This window comes from Chitinophagales bacterium, from assembly GCA_020635995.1.
GTDB lineage: Bacteria > Bacteroidota > Bacteroidia > Chitinophagales > UBA8649 > JAFMKE01.
In genome coordinates, this window is sequence record JACJYS010000002.1 from 219251 (window position 1) to 235478 (window position 16228).

14 protein-coding genes are annotated in these 16228 nt (G+C 32.2%); 12 read left to right on the forward strand and 2 right to left on the reverse strand.

Translation table 11 applies throughout. The annotated features are described in order from the left end of the window. The first annotated feature begins 4 nt into the window (after positions 1 to 4). The 8 genes from H6578_05035 (at position 5) to H6578_05070 (ending at position 7284) form a co-directional block, all read left to right on the forward strand. Entirely contained in the window at positions 5 to 802 is a 798-nt protein-coding gene (locus H6578_05035) for an enoyl-ACP reductase (GenBank protein MCB9226514.1), read from the forward strand. A gap of 61 nt (positions 803 to 863) precedes the next feature. Next, positions 864 to 1736: a transporter gene (locus H6578_05040; protein ID MCB9226515.1), complete on the forward strand. Its 873-nt coding sequence runs from the start codon at positions 864 to 866 to the stop codon at positions 1734 to 1736. A gap of 258 nt (positions 1737 to 1994) precedes the next feature. After that, complete coding sequence (locus H6578_05045) at positions 1995 to 2405, forward strand: hypothetical protein (GenBank protein ID MCB9226516.1); 411 nt, start codon at positions 1995 to 1997, stop codon at positions 2403 to 2405. Between the two features lie 230 nt (positions 2406 to 2635). Then, positions 2636 to 4381 carry a DUF262 domain-containing protein gene (locus tag H6578_05050; GenBank protein ID MCB9226517.1) on the forward strand — a complete coding sequence of 582 codons (1746 nt, stop codon included), beginning with the start codon at positions 2636 to 2638 and terminating at the stop codon, positions 4379 to 4381. A gap of 322 nt (positions 4382 to 4703) precedes the next feature. Next, positions 4704 to 4955: a hypothetical protein gene (locus H6578_05055; protein ID MCB9226518.1), complete on the forward strand. Its 252-nt coding sequence runs from the start codon at positions 4704 to 4706 to the stop codon at positions 4953 to 4955. Further along, positions 4955 to 5377: a PIN domain-containing protein gene (locus H6578_05060; GenBank protein ID MCB9226519.1), complete on the forward strand. Its 423-nt coding sequence runs from the start codon at positions 4955 to 4957 to the stop codon at positions 5375 to 5377. The genes H6578_05055 and H6578_05060 overlap by 1 nt, the downstream gene beginning before the upstream one ends. A gap of 326 nt (positions 5378 to 5703) precedes the next feature. Beyond that, positions 5704 to 6552, forward strand: coding sequence for an alpha/beta hydrolase (locus H6578_05065; protein MCB9226520.1), 849 nt, complete (start codon positions 5704 to 5706; stop codon positions 6550 to 6552). 87 nt (positions 6553 to 6639) lie between these two features. Then, a complete protein-coding gene (locus H6578_05070) occupies positions 6640 to 7284 on the forward strand; it encodes a DUF2490 domain-containing protein (protein MCB9226521.1) in 645 nt (214 codons plus the stop codon). A 4-nt stretch (positions 7285 to 7288) separates the two neighbouring features. On the opposite strand, the gene H6578_05075 is transcribed toward H6578_05070, so the two are convergent. Next, positions 7289 to 8263 (reverse strand): hypothetical protein, encoded by a 975-nt coding sequence (locus tag H6578_05075; GenBank protein ID MCB9226522.1) that lies wholly within the window; start codon positions 8261 to 8263, stop codon positions 7289 to 7291. A gap of 708 nt (positions 8264 to 8971) precedes the next feature. On the opposite strand from H6578_05075, the gene H6578_05080 reads away from it, so the two are divergent. Together H6578_05080 and H6578_05085 are read left to right on the forward strand one after the other, a co-directional pair. After that, positions 8972 to 9349 (forward strand): STAS/SEC14 domain-containing protein, encoded by a 378-nt coding sequence (locus H6578_05080; protein MCB9226523.1) that lies wholly within the window; start codon positions 8972 to 8974, stop codon positions 9347 to 9349. Positions 9350 to 9366: 17 nt separating this feature from the next. Further along, the gene (locus H6578_05085; GenBank protein ID MCB9226524.1) at positions 9367 to 10665 is read left to right on the forward strand and encodes an APC family permease; all 1299 of its coding nucleotides are present in this window, start codon (positions 9367 to 9369) and stop codon (positions 10663 to 10665) included. Between the two features lie 24 nt (positions 10666 to 10689). Here the strand turns inward: H6578_05085 and htpG are convergent, their stop codons facing one another. Beyond that, positions 10690 to 12573, reverse strand: a complete 1884-nt coding sequence (gene htpG / locus H6578_05090) for a molecular chaperone HtpG (protein ID MCB9226525.1) — start codon at positions 12571 to 12573, stop codon at positions 10690 to 10692. Positions 12574 to 12761: 188 nt separating this feature from the next. Here htpG and H6578_05095 point away from each other — a divergent pair, with 188 nt between their 5' ends. Together H6578_05095 and H6578_05100 are read left to right on the forward strand one after the other, a co-directional pair. Continuing rightward, entirely contained in the window at positions 12762 to 14507 is a 1746-nt protein-coding gene (locus H6578_05095; GenBank protein MCB9226526.1) for a T9SS type A sorting domain-containing protein, read from the forward strand. 72 nt (positions 14508 to 14579) lie between these two features. Further along, positions 14580 to 16226 carry a hypothetical protein gene (locus H6578_05100; GenBank protein ID MCB9226527.1) on the forward strand — a complete coding sequence of 549 codons (1647 nt, stop codon included), beginning with the start codon at positions 14580 to 14582 and terminating at the stop codon, positions 16224 to 16226. Positions 16227 to 16228 lie beyond the last annotated feature (2 nt).

A 16228-nucleotide genomic window follows, 5' to 3' on the forward strand; every position in this document is an offset into this window, starting at 1 on the left:
ACAGATGAACAACTTATTAAAAGGGAAAAAAGGAATTATTTTTGGTGCTTTAGACGAAAACTCCATAGCTTGGAAAGTGGCAGAGAAAGCAAAAGAACAGGGAGCAGAGTTTATATTAACCAATGCTCCTGTAGCATTGCGATTAGGCAAAATAAATGAATTAGCCCAAAAATGCAATACAGAAGTAGTGCCTGCCGATGCTACAAGTACTGAAGATTTAGAAAACTTATTTAAAACAGCCATGGAAAAATATGGCAAATTAGATTTTGTGCTTCATAGCATAGGAATGAGCCCAAATGTTAGAAAAAACAAACCTTATACCGATTTGAATTATGATTTTTTCTTAAAAACATTAGATATATCGGCATTATCATTTCATAAAGTGTTGCAAACAGCACATAAATTAGATGCACTAAATGAGTGGGCATCTGTATTGGCATTAACTTACATAGCCGCTCAGCGTACTTTCCCCGGATATAATGATATGGCAGATGCCAAATCAACCTTAGAGTCTATCGCTCGTTCATTTGGGTATTATTATGGTGCAGAAAAAAAAGTAAGAGTAAACACGATTTCTCAATCGCCAACTAAAACAACAGCCGGCTCTGGGGTAAAAGGTTTTGATGTATTTTTTGATTATGCCGAAAAATTATCGCCATTAGGCAACGCTTCATCAGAAAGCTGTGCTGAATTTTGCGTAGCTATGTTTAGCGATTTAACCCGAATGATAACCATGCAAAACATTTTTCACGATGGAGGATTTTCATCTATTGGCATGACAGAGGCATTTATGGCTCAATAATTGTAAGAAGAAAGGAAAATTTAATAAAAAAGCAATATCTTTGCACAAAATTAAAAACGTAATGAAGAAAAATTTACTATTATTATTGTTATTGGTTGTTTCAACATTTGCATACAGCCAAGAAGAAGCAAAAAAAGAATTCAAGTCAAAAGTATTAACTACCGATAGGGGTATGTTTGGTCGTACTGGAGCTACAGTAGGTAGAGGATTACAAGTAGAGTTAGGTATCAACTATGAGTGGACAGATGCAGACAATTCTACTTACAAAACAGATGTTTTTTCTCCTATTAAAGCCAAATTAAGATGGGCACTACACGATAGAGTAGAGTTAAACTTTGCTATTAGCAACAATCAAATGGTGTTAAGAGCTTGGGATGAAAGCTTTAAAGACAAATACAACTATTGGTCGCCATTAGACATAGGATTAAGAGCACAGTTTGCCGAAACGCATAAAAAAGTATCTACAGATGCATCGGTTTATGTAGGTTTGGGTGTTTACACTACTATGCGTGATGCACAAGACAAAAACAATGTTACAAGACCATGGGTGTTAGTAGATAGACCATCTTATGTAACTCCGGAATTTGCTATTTTAGTGGCTCACCATTTTGGCAAAAGAGTTAGCTTAAACTACAATGCCGGTGTTAGATGGACAGGGATGGTATTAGACGATGCTCAAACAGCTAAAGACCCAGACTACTACTATACAGTAAATGTAACAGTACATGCTTTACAAATGTTAGATGTATATGTAGAGCACTTTAATTACATGAGAAAAAGCTACTATTCTAACATAGGTATGAATGCCGGAGTAAGAGTAGCGGTTATAGATAAGTTAACATTAGACTTAAACGGTGGTTTAGGCTTTAACAGTGCATCTCCGGAGGCATTTGCCGGTTTTGGTTTAAGCTACAAATTAGGAAGATTAAAATAAGAAATTTTAATTTATAAATAAACAGATAGAGCCAAGCATGTTTTGCTTGGCTCTTTTGTTTTAAATAAGTTAGTTTCCAGTGGGTTATTTTGTTTTCCAATGGGTCAGTGACCCGTTGGAATAATAAGAAACTTATTGAAAAAACACTAATAAAACTATTAAAATTTAATAAATTATCTATATTTTAGCAACGTACAAACGGAATATATACGGCATAAATGTTCGTTTATATAATTGTTGTAGAGCATTTAAAATAGAATGACCAAAAAGAAAAGAAACATACTAATTGGGCTTGGGATAGGACTATTCTTTAGTGTGATTTTCACGTTTAACATATACACGTATGTTGGAATTAAAACACACACAGGATATACATATGGAACAATAATCAAAAATTGGGAATCTGGGAAACATAGACATGATTATTCCAGATACCAATATCAAGTTGATGGAATTACTTATCAGGGCAGACAAGGAGATGAATTCCCCCTAAACTCAGTAGTAGTTATTGTTTATGACCAGGATAATCCAAAATATAGTATGATTGCGGACTATTCTCTTACGCTAATCAATCAAGACGGAGATACCTTACCCATAAACGAAAAATATGTAAAATATAGCTGGTGGAATTATTTACCAGGTGACAACATATCTGATTTATTGAAATAATAAAACGCTCTACAACAAGGTGTATAGCCAATAGGGCATTTAGTGATAAATTGAAAGTCCTGTTCTTTGAGCAGGCAACGCCAAAACAAAGTTTTGACGTTTAACAAAAAGAAATTTAAAAGTAAAAACGTTTGTTTTGGCTTAGTGGTAAACAGAAAGTGAAGTGCTTCGAATCAGCCCTACTGTCCATACACAGAACGTTGTGGTGCATTAAAAAGAATGAAAACATTATGATAAGTAGCTTTATAACACAGATTGATAATGACGAGATTGTCCTTCCTGCCATTCAACGTGATTTCGTTTGGGAAGAAGAACGAATAACAAAATTGTTTGATTCCATAATGAGAGGTTATCCACTTGGAATTGTTCTATTATGGGAAACTTATTTAGATATAAAATATCGAGAATTTGAAAATGATTACCAATCTGAAGCAAAATATATTTTCAAAGACAATACTGGAAATAAAAGGATAAAACTTGTGCTTGATGGACAACAACGGTTGCAATCGTTATTCATTGCTTTAAACGGAAGCATTGATGGAAAGGAATTATACTTTGACATTTTAAGTGGTAAAACTGCTGACGATTTTCGCGAGGTTTTTTATGTATTTCGTTTTTTAAAAACAAATGAATCAATAGCACTAAATAATGAAACAAAGGAAAATTTAAAAAATAAGGAAAATGGAGAAGAAAACGGAGAACAAGAAAAATATTCTGTTTTTATTCCAGTTAAAGAAATTCTTAATTCAATCCCAGAGGGCAGATTAGCACTGAAAAACGAATTAAAAGATGAATATAGTCTGACTGATATAGATATAATTCGATTAGAATTGAATATGAATAAATTAATTCATTCAATTACTAATGACGGAAATATTTTGAAAGTATCTACTATAGATGAAAATAAACCTAAGGAAAGCAAAGACAGAAAAACAGAATCTGATATACTAGAAGTTTTTGTAAGAATAAACCGACAAGGAATAACATTAAGTCGTTCAGACTTAATATTCAGTATGCTTAAACTAAATTGGAAAGAATCTGCAGAGGAACTACCTGATTTTATTAAAGATATAAATGATGGAAACAATTTGGGAATTGATATTGATTTTGTTATAAGGTCATTGTTTAGCGTTTCAAATTTGGGGTCTAAATTTGATGTTGACTTATTAAGAAAATATTCAAATGTAGAAAAGATAAAGACTAATTATGAACGAACCTGTAATGCAATTCGTTCATTAGTCGATTTTATGCAGGAGGATTGTAATGTATTGAATAGTAATATTATTGGCGGTTATCTGAATCTAATACCAATAGTCTATTATCTTGCTAATACTCCCGACAATCTTGTGCCAAATAGTGAAATAGCAAAACTTAAAAGAGCTTTATACATTTTCGGTTTTACAAGACCTTTTAGTAGGTATGCTGACAGTAGGATTGGGAAATTTATTCGAGAGGAATTGAAACCTCTTGCAGATTCAGGTGATTCTTCATTTCCTCTTGATAATTCAATTTGGTGGGTAAATTATTGGGAAGGTTATGATTCATTTAATACAAAGTTGCTTCAAAAAAATAGATATTTGACACTTCATCTACTGCAAGGAAAAACTGGTGCAAAGGTAAAGTACTCAAGGAATTCTCCTGAAATTGACCATATCTTTCCTCAATCAATACTAAAAGAAAAAGAATATGATTGGGGTGTAATAAACTCATATGGTAACTTTTGGATTTTAGCAAAAACAAAAAATCAAAATAAATCAAATAAACATCCAAAAGATTATTTTGCAAATGTTGACGAAAGCATTTTGGCAAAATCACTGATAGATAAGGATAAACTTGACTACAGACAATTCTCAACTTTTGTAAAGGATAGAGAACAGAGTATCTTGGTTAAAATAAAAAAATCATTGGGTATTAAAGATTCCGAATTAGATTATTCTGAAATTTGGGAGAATGAGAGTAATGAAACAGATGAATAAAACGTGTGCTAACAACTAAGTTTTCGTTGCGTCCGAAGGACGTACAATGAAAACGCCACAGGCGGAGAACGTAATTGGTTATTGGGGGATGGTTAATAATCAAAAAAATGTTCTATTGGAGATTTTGTGAAGCGTATTCAAAAACAAATCACTAAATTTGGACTAACTAATGAAGAACTGAGATTCCTAACTATTTGATTTTTAATCCCTATTTTTGACGTTAGTCAAAAGCTTTAAAAACACGTATTAATAAAATTAAAAAAACACGTGGATTGAAAATTAATTTGTAACTTTGTAGTAGAAACAAAAATAGTTGATTAAAATGAATACAAAGCTAACATTGACAATAGAACGAGATATTATTGAACGAGCAAAAAGTTATGCGAAAGATAAAAACCGTAGCTTGTCTGATATAATTGAAAACTATTTAAAAATTCTTACTGAAAAAGAACAGAAAAACAAAGACAAAAAGCTTAATCCAATTGTAGAATCACTAAAAGGCTCTTTTAAAATGCCGAAAAATATGGATTATAAAAAAGAACTTAGAAACCGTTTAGAAGAAAAATATTTATAATGGATAAAGTTCTTATTGACACAGATGTTTTAATGGATTTCTTTTTTGACAGAAAACCATTTGCAAAATATTCAACTGAATTAATCAATCTTTGTGCAGAAAAGCAAATACAAGGATTTACAACACCAGTAATTATTTCAAATGTCTATTACTTATTACGTAAAACAGCAAAACATAATATAATTGTAGAAAAAATAAAACAGCTTTTGACCATTATAGAAATTGTGAAAATGGACAAAAATGCGGTTATGACCGCTTTAAATTCAGAGTTTAAAGATTTTGAGGATGCCTTGCAAAACTTTTCGGCAATTGAAAACGGACAAATCAAAATTATTTTAACGAGAAATTTAAAAGACTTTAAAAAGAGTGAATTAGCCATTTTGACACCCGAAACATATTTAAAAGGGAAAGCCAGCAGCTAACAACTAACTTTTCGTTGCACAATGAATCTGCCACAGGCGGAGAAGAGAACGGAATTGGCTATTAATAATCAAAAAATGTTCTATTGGGGATTTTGTGAAGCATCACAATAAACCTGACAGTTAATAGCAACTCTTGTTAATAACATGTCAGTTCGTGCTTCACTTGCAAAGACGTACTCATATCGGTTCGTCTTTGCGAGCGGAGTGAAGCAATCTTATATCGTTACCTCATACCTACTCCCTCAGACACCTCAAACAAATAGGCAAGCTTTTTGTTTTTTTATTGTAGCAGAATTATTACATTTAATCAACCAAACTCATCTATCATGAAAAAAATATTGATTCCAACTATACTCTTTTTACTATTTCAATCTTGCACTCAAGACAACAACAGTAGTACAAAAAAACACAATATCGCTTACGGATCTGATAGTCAACAAAAAATGGATGTTTATATTCCTACCAATACAGAAGAAAACACCCCTTTTGTAGTGTGGATACACGGTGGTGGTTGGACTGCCGGAAATAAAGATGATGATAGGTGGATACAGGATTATTTATACAATAACAAAATAGCTTCTGCCAATATCAATTATAGACTAACAAGTACCGCTAACCCCAACATAGACGGAGAAGAAATTTATGCCGATGTAGATGCAGCTATTGACTACGTAGCAGCTCATTTAAACGAATGGGGCTTAAATAACAATGGCTTTGTATTAGCAGGACACAGTGCCGGTGGGCATTTAGCTTTACATAGGGGGTATAAATATACTAACCAAGACATTAAAGGCATAGCTTCTTTTGCCGGGCCTACAGATTTTTATACTTCAAACTCAAGAAACCACTATTTTTCTAATGCTGATTTAAAAGGCATGGTAAATAGGCTGTGTGGTACAAACTATCAATTAGGAGATAGCGTACCACAAGCTTTTTATGACAACAGCCCTCTTTATTTTATAAACCCGGATATTAAAGTGCTAATGGTTTATGGAACTATAGATAATGTTGTTCCTTACTTTCAAGCAGAAATGCTAAGGGATTCACTGCAAGCTAATAATGCAAACTACGAGTTAGTTACACAACAATTGGCAGGTCATGATTTAGGGCTTTTAATACCTACCGTAAAAGAACAACTCAGCTATAAATTTGTGCAATTTGTAAAATCACTATAAATTTTATCTTTGCGTTAAGAAATTGTTGTCATAAACGCAAAGAAGCCCATAAAAACACTATTAACTCTATTTGTACTAATATTTAGTGTGCCTTTAAACGCCCAGCATTATGCAAAAACAGGTATTTTAAGCTATTACAACATTTCAAAAACCTTTAAGAAAGATTGGAAGATCACTTTTAATAATCAAACAAGATTTCCTATCTATGACGGAGAGTTTCATTCAAAAACGCCAGCTAACATTTATCCCGAACTAAGTGATTTTGGTATTTTTACCACTAAAAAAATACATAATAATCATACTCTTGGTAGCTTAGTTTTACTAAGATTTGAAGGATATAAAAAATTCTACAGATACAACTTTCACTACATCTATGCACACAAAGTAAAAAAGATATATCTAAGCTATAGAGTTGTATTTGATCAAACTTTTAATAAAAATAATGCTCCAATTTATAGAACCCGATATAGGGTTTTATTATTAGTTCCTCTAAAAGGCGAGAAATTAGATAACAAGGAATTTTATTTTAAAATATCTAATGAATATTTTACTATTTCGCAGGCTAAAACTTTTGATTTTGAGTTTAGAGTTTTTCCTTCTATAGGCTATAAGCACAACAAAAAAGTTAATGTAGAATTAGGTTTAGATTATAGACTGAATGAATTTATTCAAAAAGGAAAACAGTCAAGCAATGTATTTTGGATAAACACAGGAATGAGTATTAATTTATAATAAACTACTCTATTTCTTTTTCACTAAGATTGTTAAGCAATTGTAGATTGCTATTTTCTATTAATTTGCTATTAGCAAAATCATTTAAGCTTATAAAATGCTCATCACTTTCTTCTACAAATTCTAAAACATAGCCTTTAAAAAACATCATTTCTAACACCGATTTTATTTGATTTTCTAACGGTTTTTTTATCCATTCTAATTCTTTTGGTCCTCTTTCGCTATCTTTTATAGTTTTGGTTCTTCTTTCTTCTATAAATTTATTGTAGTAAGGCAAAAGTTTGTTATCTGTTTTCCATGTTTCTTTGCCTATTAGTGGCGAACTGTATTTTAAAGCAATAGGATTTTTCCATAAAACATCTCTTGATTTAAAACTCAAAAACTTAGGTTTAGCACCATAAACTTTTACCTTAGGCAAACCATTTTCTTCATAAGTATTTACTTTTATTTCATCTACTTTTATTCCGTAAATAGCATCTAATTTAAAATGCAAAGCACCAAAAATTCTAATGGGATTATCGGCATATTTTTCTGAGTAATTAGAAGGATTGCTCTTAATAAGTTCTATCATTCCTTCGTCATTAATTTCATTAAAATGCTCGTCAAAATATTGGTCAACAAACTGTGTAAATTCTGTTTCAGCTTCAAACAAACCCAGCTCAACTAAAGGCTTAATATTAGAAACATTTATTTTCATGTCTTGCATACGTTTGTTTTCAGACACTACTTTTAAATGCTGGCGTTTTAAATCTTCATGCTCTTTACTTAGCCTGTTTAATTTATCTTTATTTAAGGCACTATCTACCGCATCTTTTTTAATAGTTTGAAAAAATCCTATTAAAGCCACTACAGCTCCTGCACCTACAATTACCAATAATAATTCGCCACTTAAGCTACTTAAAGCATACAAAATTAAACCTATGCCTAAAAGCAAAAGAATAATATACAAAATGCGTTTTTTAATGAAGTTTTTAAACATTTTACTAAAGTGTTTTTTATAATTACTGCTAATATAGTACCAATTTAATTTATTTATGCCTATCCGTTATTATACCAATAATTTATGCTTTAAGGTAGCATCTTGGGACGTTTAAGTAATTTGAATTACAGTTTGTGGTCTTTTACTTTTGTCTTGATACAAAAGTAACAAAAAATCAAGACTGTAATCAAAAATACTAAAATGCCATAAACCAGACGAGGACAAATTAATGTATGCTCAATTTTAGTTTTCCTAAAGTATTTTTATTTGTAGGAGCATACTAATTTGTCTGTTTACTGTTTTATAATTTCATTCATTTTGGATGTCTGTTTTACACCATTTCTTAACGTATTTTTGATTAAGGTCAGTTAAAAGTGCACCTTAAGTTTGTAAGTGGGGCACCCATTAACCGAAAACTCCGTAAAAAATTAAACTGTTTGAAGAACGGAGTGATGAGTTTTTGATTTTTAGGAGTTGAGGTTATAATGGGTCGCTGAAAACTTAGTGCGATTCTTTTGTAACTTTTCTACTAAAGAAAAGTTAATGTAAAATACTTCATAGGTATCTTTACGAATAGTCATAAATTTATTTTAATCTAAAGTGTTTTGAAAAAGGTTAATGCCTTGTTAATACATACAATATAATTCTAAAACAATAGCAATACCCTTAACTTTGGCATTATATTTTTTAACTTTAAAATAAACCACCATGATAGAACAATTAAAAACATACAAAGGAAACACTCTTGCTCTTGAAGTAATTGATAGTTTTACTGAAACTGACGAAAAATTTGCACAAAAATTATTTCAAGAAAAATTAGACCAAGGATTTGACCATGTTAATGTATTGGTAAAATTAGATGAAATGAAAATAAGTAAAAGTAGTGCTAAAGCTTTTATGGAAGATACTATTTTTACACTTAGAAACTACAAGCAGTTGGGGCATTTAGCCATAGTAGCCCATTCAAATATGATGAAAGCATTAGTACCTGTAGATAATTTATTTTTTGAAAGAGCAAGCAAAGGACGATTAGAAAGATATTTTGATGTTTCGCAAATGGATGAAGCCTTTGATTTTGTAAAATAAATGGCTAATTTTAGCCTGTGAGCAAAAACATAAGTTTAAAAGAAGCCATTTCCATTGGTATAGGAGGAATGGTAGGGGGAGGTATTTTTGCGGTATTAGGTTTGGCGGTTTCTCTTGCCAAAGGAGGTACGCCAGTAGCCTTTTTATTTGCAGGAATTTTAGCTTTAATAACTTCCTATAGTTATGTAAACCTTTCTAAAACTTATCCCGATAGCGGAGGCACCGTTAAGTTTATTAATCAAGGATTTGGTGTAAACATATTTAGCGGAGCTATGAATAATTTACTTTGGATAAGTTATATTATAATGCTTTCTCTATACGCATCTGCCTTTGGTTCGTATGCCCCAAATTTATGGCAAATAACCGGTAGCAAAATTATAGATTTTCATATTTACGCCAGTGCGGTAGTAGTAATAGCCACTATTATAAATTATTATAGCATAACTATGGTGGGCAAAATAGAATCTTATGCCGTAGGTATAAAACTTATAATACTAATAGGATTTGTTATTATAGGAGGATATGGATTAGTAGGCAACCCAAATTTAGAGCAACTTTCTATAAAAAACTGGGAATCGCCCGTAAAATTATTTGCAGGAGGCATGGTTATTTTTGTAGCTTATGAAGGCTTTGAATTAATAGCAAATGCAGTTCCCAATATTATAAATCCATCAAAAAATATAGCCAGAGCGTATTATTATTCTGTAGTGTTTGTAATAATACTATACATTATTATTGCCATTGTTACAGTGGGTTCTTTGCCGTTTAATGAAATAGCTAAAGCAGAAGATTATGTTTTGGCAGAAGCCGCCAAACCCATGTTAGGACAAATAGGTTTTAGTATTATAACTGTGGCGGCATTAATTTCTACATTTTCTGCCATTAATGCTTCCATATACGGAGGCAGTAGAGTAAACTATGAAATAGCACAAGATGATGAACTTCCTAAACATTATTTATCTCTATTTTGGAATCAGCCTATAGGTTTGCTTATAACTTCAGTAGCTACTTTATTTTTGGTAAATATCTTAAATTTAGAAAGCATATCGCTAACAGGAAGTATTGGTTTTATATTGATTTTTGGCATTGTAAATTTTGTAGGGTTTAAGTTGCACAAAGAAGTTAATGGCAATAAATACATTCCACTATTTGGTTTTTGGCTTAGCATAATAGCCTTACTCATATTAATTTACCAACAAATAGATACAAATATTGAGGGTATTATAATATCTGGAGTAATAGTATTTTCTTGCTTTTTAATGGAATGGCTGCATAGGAGGAAGGCTTCTTTACCTCAAAAAAAAGAGGCTGCATAACAACCTCTTTTCCATTTTTTTGCCTTACTCCATTCCTTTCATACTTCTTTGAATGAAATCTGTGAGTTTTTTGCCTTTTAATAAGCCTTGGCTTAAAAGTGCCAATTCAAAAAGCTGATTTATTTTTTCGTTTTGTTTTCCTTTGCTTTTAAGTACACTTTGTGCCAGCGGATGATTAGTGTTTACTACCAAATTATAACCGCCCGGCATATTGCCCATAAAGCCCATGCCTCCGCCTCCCATTTGCTGCATTTCTTTCATTCTGCGTAGCCATTCACTTTGGGTTATTTGTACCGGCATATCTTCGGGCGAAAGTGCTTTTAATTCTACGGTATAATCGGTATTGTTAATTGTTTCTTCATACAGCTTTTTAAGCTTTTCTTCTTCATCTTTACTTAATACAGATTCTACATTCTCGTCTTTTTCTATTAGTTTATCCACCGTATCGGCATCTACACGTTTAAACGAGATGTTCTCTTCTTTCATTTCTAAATGCTGCATAAAATGGTTGTCTATTAAAACATCCATTACCAGCACATCATAACCTCTGTTTTTGGCATTTCTAATGTAAGTATCTTGTCCATCTTTATCGCTGGTATATAAAAGTACGGTTTTACCATCTTTATCTGTTTGCAAACCTTTTACTTTTTCAATATACTCTTCTATAGTAAATAGTTCTGCTTCGGTATTTTCTAATAAACAAGCCGACTTTGTTCTTTCATAAAATTTTTCATCGCTAAGCATGCCGTATTTAACAAACACGCCTAAACTTTCCCATTTTTCTTCGTAAGATTTTCGGTCGGTTTTAAATAATTCTACTAATTTATCACTTACTTTTTTACTAATGTGCCCTGTTATTTTTTTCACATTTTTATCGCTCTGCAAATAACTACGTGATACGTTTAAAGGAATATCGGGAGAATCAATAACTCCATGTAAAAGTGTCAAAAATTCAGGAACAATATTTTCTACATTATCTGTTACAAAAACTTGATTGCTATATAAACTGATTTTGTTTTTTTGTACTTCATACGTTTTTTTCAACTTAGGGAAATATAAAATTCCTGTAAGTTTAAAAGGGAAATCTACATTTAAGTGAATCCAAAACATAGGGTCTTCACTCATTGGATACAGCTCTCTGTAAAACTTTAAATAGTCTTCATCGGTAAGTTCGCTAGGCTGTTTTGTCCATGCCGGGTGGGTATTGTTTATAATAGAATCTTTGGTTTTAGTTTCCATTATTTCGTTGCCGTCTTTATCTTTTTTACCTGTGGCTACTTCGTAGTCTTCTGTTCCAAATTTAATAGGAACAGGTAAAAACTTACAGTATTTAGTAAGTAACTCTCTTATTTTAAACGTTTCTAAAAACTCTGTAGATTCTTCGTTTATGTGCAGTATTATGTCCGTACCTCTTTCTGCCTTTTCGGTTTCTTCAATAGTATATTCCGGGCTGCCATCGCAACTCCACTTACTGGCAGGCTCATCTTTGTATGATTTTGTGATAATATCTACTCTATCGGCTACCATAAAAGCGGAGTAAAAACCTAAGCCAAAATGACCAATAATTTGTGCTTTATCGTCAGTTCCCTTAAATTTTTCTAAAAATTCTTCGGCACTTGAAAATGCAATTTGATTGATGTATTTATCTATTTCTTCGGCAGTCATACCTATACCATTATCGCTAACAGTTAAAGTTTTTGCTTCTTTATCAATTTTTACTTCTATTTGAAGATTTGAAACATCTCCTTGCACCTCTCCTTTTTTAGCTAATACTTCCACTTTTTTAGTGGCATCTACTGCATTAGAAACCAACTCACGCAGAAAAATATCGTGGTCGGAGTATAAAAACTTTTTAATGATAGGAAAGATATTTTCGGTTTGTACGTTTATATTTCCTTTTTGCATAATTATATTGATTTTAAATGTTAAAGTAATATGCCTTTGTTTCAATCAAAGTTTATGCCCTTAATATTAAAGTGACAACTTGGCATAAATATTGAGAAAAGAAAGAATTAAATAAACCATTTTTTAACAAAAATCAAATTAGTTTTATTATATTTGGTGTACATATCTTGCTAATTTAAAACGCTAACAATATGAAAAAAAATATACTTACAATTTCTATTTTTCTGTTTATCAATATCTTATCTGCTCAAAATGAGTTTTATATAAACGGAGATAATACGGCTTCTGCCACCAATCCTGAGGTATATATAAATGGAAAAGATGGAACAAATCCTACGTTATTTGTTGCCGGAGAAATAAATAACAACCAAGGAGAAATGTTAAATGTTGCTGGAGAAATAGAATTAACAGGCAATTTTACTAATACTGCTAACGGCACTTCTGCTAAATACCAAAGTACAGGAATAGAACGATTTAGTGGAGATGCTAATTCTACTGTTTATGGCACTATGGATGATACAACATTAGTGAACAATTTTTATGATTTAAAACTAAAGAAAGATGCCGCTTCAGATTATTTGAATTTATCTGTAAACAGCAATGTAAGAAATACGCTTGAATTTGAAAGCAATGGAATTATAAGAACAGATGTTAGTTCTCATAGTGATGACGGTGGGGCTTACGCTAATGAGTTATACATTTTAAACTGTGAAGGTACTGGTACAACTATTACGGGAGGAGCTACCGCTGCAAATGTAGGAAACAACTATGTTGAGGGTAAGTTACGCCATAAAATTCAGGGAGCAAACACCTATTTGTTTCCAATAGGCATAACTCCGGGTGTTGTGGATGCAGGAACACAACCTGTAAGTTTAGCTTTTACTGCTGCAGATACTGCGGATATTCTTGCTTTTTTTCAACCTGCTGACCAAGCATTAAATAATGGTGGACGGGTTTATTATGATGTAGGGGAAGACCCAATGGCTAACCAAGTGGATAATTTAGATGACTGTGCCGGTACTGCCGATGGTATTTTAGATCAATTAATATTGAATGTTGATCAAGATTATCAATGGCAAGTAAACAAAGGAATTAAAGGATCTTCTTTTAATTATGCCATAACAGTTATGCCGAGTAATACAGCAGATATTACAGCTACTAATGGCTCTACTTATGGTTGCAATAATATAGATTTAAGATATTTGGCAAAAAATGGAGATGTGGGAGGTGATGGCGTTACAATTTCTAATGCACCACCTAGTTTTTATGATAATGGTTATGTAATAGCACCTACGGGATATACTATTTCCGGGCAGTCAAGTTTTTCAAAATTTAGATTACACTCTGTTACTCCTGCAAATGTTACTTTACCGGTAGAGCTTTTAAGTTTAGTTGCTTACGGAGTAGAAAATAAATATATCAACGTAGATTGGGCAACTGCAACAGAGATTAATAATGAAGGATTTGATATAGAAAGAAGTACCAATGGTGTTGATTTCTATAAAGTAGGTTATATGCAGGGAAATGGAAATTCAAGCTCAACTATTGATTACAGATTTGAAGACTATGAAGTACAAAAAGATATAGTGTATTATTATAGACTTAAGCAAGTTGATTATAATGGAGAATATGAATACTCTCCTATTGTTAATGCAAGTTTAAAAGGAAATAATGACGGTGTTTATGTTTCAATATACCCTAACCCAAGCAATGTAAGAGAAGAAGTAATTGTAGAAATAAATAGTAATATGGATACTGACGCAGAAATTGTAGTTAGCGATATAATAGGCAAGCTTATATTAAGTGATGGCGTTTCATTAAACAAAGGAATAAATAAATATACTATAAATAATGGATTTTTAGCTGTGGGACAATATTTTGTAACTGTAAAAATGCCTCAGCAGCAACTTACAAAAAACGTTATTGTAACTGAGTAGATTTTTCTCTTAGTTCCTTTTCTTTCTTTACAGATTTTATCATTTTTTTTAAATTCAACTAATTACTAAGTCATGGGCAAATTTAACATATTATTATTTTTTATATTGATTTCATTCGGGCTAAATGCCCAAAACGTAGGAATAGGTACTGCCTCTCCCGATGCAAGTGCAAAATTAGATATAGTATCTACCAGCGGTGGAATATTAATACCAAGAGTAAATATACAAAGTGCTACAGATGCCACAACTATTCCTTCTCCTGCTACAGGATTAATGGTGTGGAATACAGGAGCAACGTTTGGCACAGCAGGCTTTTATTTCAATTCCGGTACTACGGTTTCCCCTACATGGGTAAGAGTATTAGATTCTTCAAGTTCATTAAATGATGCTGATGCCGACCCAAGTAATGAACTACAAGACTTAGGAAACTCAGTAAGTGGAACGGATAGAACCATAACCATAACAGGAGGAAGTAGTACTACTATATCTGTAGCAGATAATGATAACGATAGTTCAAATGAAATACAAACATTGTCATATACGAAACCAAACCTTACGCTCTCACTTGGTGGTGGCAGTATAAATTTAGCAGATTTAGATAATGGTGATGTAACAGAAATTGTAGCTGGAGATGGAATGACAGGGGGCGGAACGAATGGAAGTATAACTGTAAATGCAATTGGAGATAATGGACTAACTACTAACGCAAACGACATTGATTTAGGAGGTGCATTAAATCAAAATACTACAATAACACAGGGTAGTTATGGTATGATTTATAATCTTGACGGAGCAGGTGATTTTGTTGTGCAAGATGCGGGAGTTAATCATTTTGAGGTAAGGGATAATGGAATTACTTATTTTGGAGATGATACAAGATGGCATGATGGAAGTACTTCGGGAACTATTATTGCTCAAATGATAGATGACGGAGATGACGGACGTTTGATAATTTATGAAAATGGTGCCACTCAAATTAGTTTAGATGCCAACGGAACATCTGTTTTTAATGAACAGGGTTTAGATAGAGATTTTCGTGTAGAAAGCAATGACAATGCAAATATGATAAGAGTAGATGCTCTATCTAATGAAGTTGGAATAGGTACAGGTTCTCCCGATGCAATGCTTGATGTAGAGGGCAATTTTAAAGTAACAGGTGTTAACTCAAAAGTTCAATTTAATACTAAAGAAGTAAATAATGGCTGGACACTAATATATAGAGATGATTTTCAAGCCGGATTAGATGGGTGGAATATGTATGAAAATATTACTTCAGGTACAGTTAGTACTGAAAGAACACGGACCAATGTTAGTGCAGTTGGTGTAAGTACAATATTACATAATTATAATACAGGTAGCGATAATGATAATGTTTTAAAGAAAATGTATGACATGAGTGGCGTTACTTGGACAGAAGCAAGAATTCATTTTACTTATTATTTTATTGATTCTTGGGATAATGAAGAAGGCTGGGTTGGAGTATCCACTAGCTTAACCGGAAATCCAGCAATTTTATGGCAAATGGAATATGAAGAAGGAGATGGTCCTCAATACACATTTATAGGATCAGGCAGCTATTCTGATAAAGCATACTCGGGACACATAAGTGTTAATAATGACATGGGAGGAAACATCTATTTATATATTGGCTCTACATTAGGTTCAAATACAAATGATGAATCTTATGGAATAGATAATATAGAAGTTTGGGTTAGATAAAT

Bases quoted from the DNA above. Each gene is read 5' to 3' on its own strand.
- H6578_05035 (MCB9226514.1), top strand. From the start codon at position 5: ATGAACAACTTATTAAAAGGGAAAAAAGGAATTATTTTTGGTGCTTTA.
- H6578_05040 (MCB9226515.1), top strand. From the start codon at position 864: ATGAAGAAAAATTTACTATTATTATTGTTATTGGTTGTTTCAACATTT.
- H6578_05045 (MCB9226516.1), top strand. From the start codon at position 1,995: ATGACCAAAAAGAAAAGAAACATACTAATTGGGCTTGGGATAGGACTA.
- H6578_05050 (MCB9226517.1), top strand. From the start codon at position 2,636: ATGATAAGTAGCTTTATAACACAGATTGATAATGACGAGATTGTCCTT.
- H6578_05055 (MCB9226518.1), top strand. From the start codon at position 4,704: ATGAATACAAAGCTAACATTGACAATAGAACGAGATATTATTGAACGA.
- H6578_05060 (MCB9226519.1), top strand. From the start codon at position 4,955: ATGGATAAAGTTCTTATTGACACAGATGTTTTAATGGATTTCTTTTTT.
- H6578_05065 (MCB9226520.1), top strand. From the start codon at position 5,704: ATGAAAAAAATATTGATTCCAACTATACTCTTTTTACTATTTCAATCT.
- H6578_05075 (MCB9226522.1), bottom strand. From the start codon at position 8,263: ATGTTTAAAAACTTCATTAAAAAACGCATTTTGTATATTATTCTTTTG.
- H6578_05080 (MCB9226523.1), top strand. From the start codon at position 8,972: ATGATAGAACAATTAAAAACATACAAAGGAAACACTCTTGCTCTTGAA.
- H6578_05095 (MCB9226526.1), top strand. From the start codon at position 12,762: ATGAAAAAAAATATACTTACAATTTCTATTTTTCTGTTTATCAATATC.
- H6578_05100 (MCB9226527.1), top strand. From the start codon at position 14,580: ATGGGCAAATTTAACATATTATTATTTTTTATATTGATTTCATTCGGG.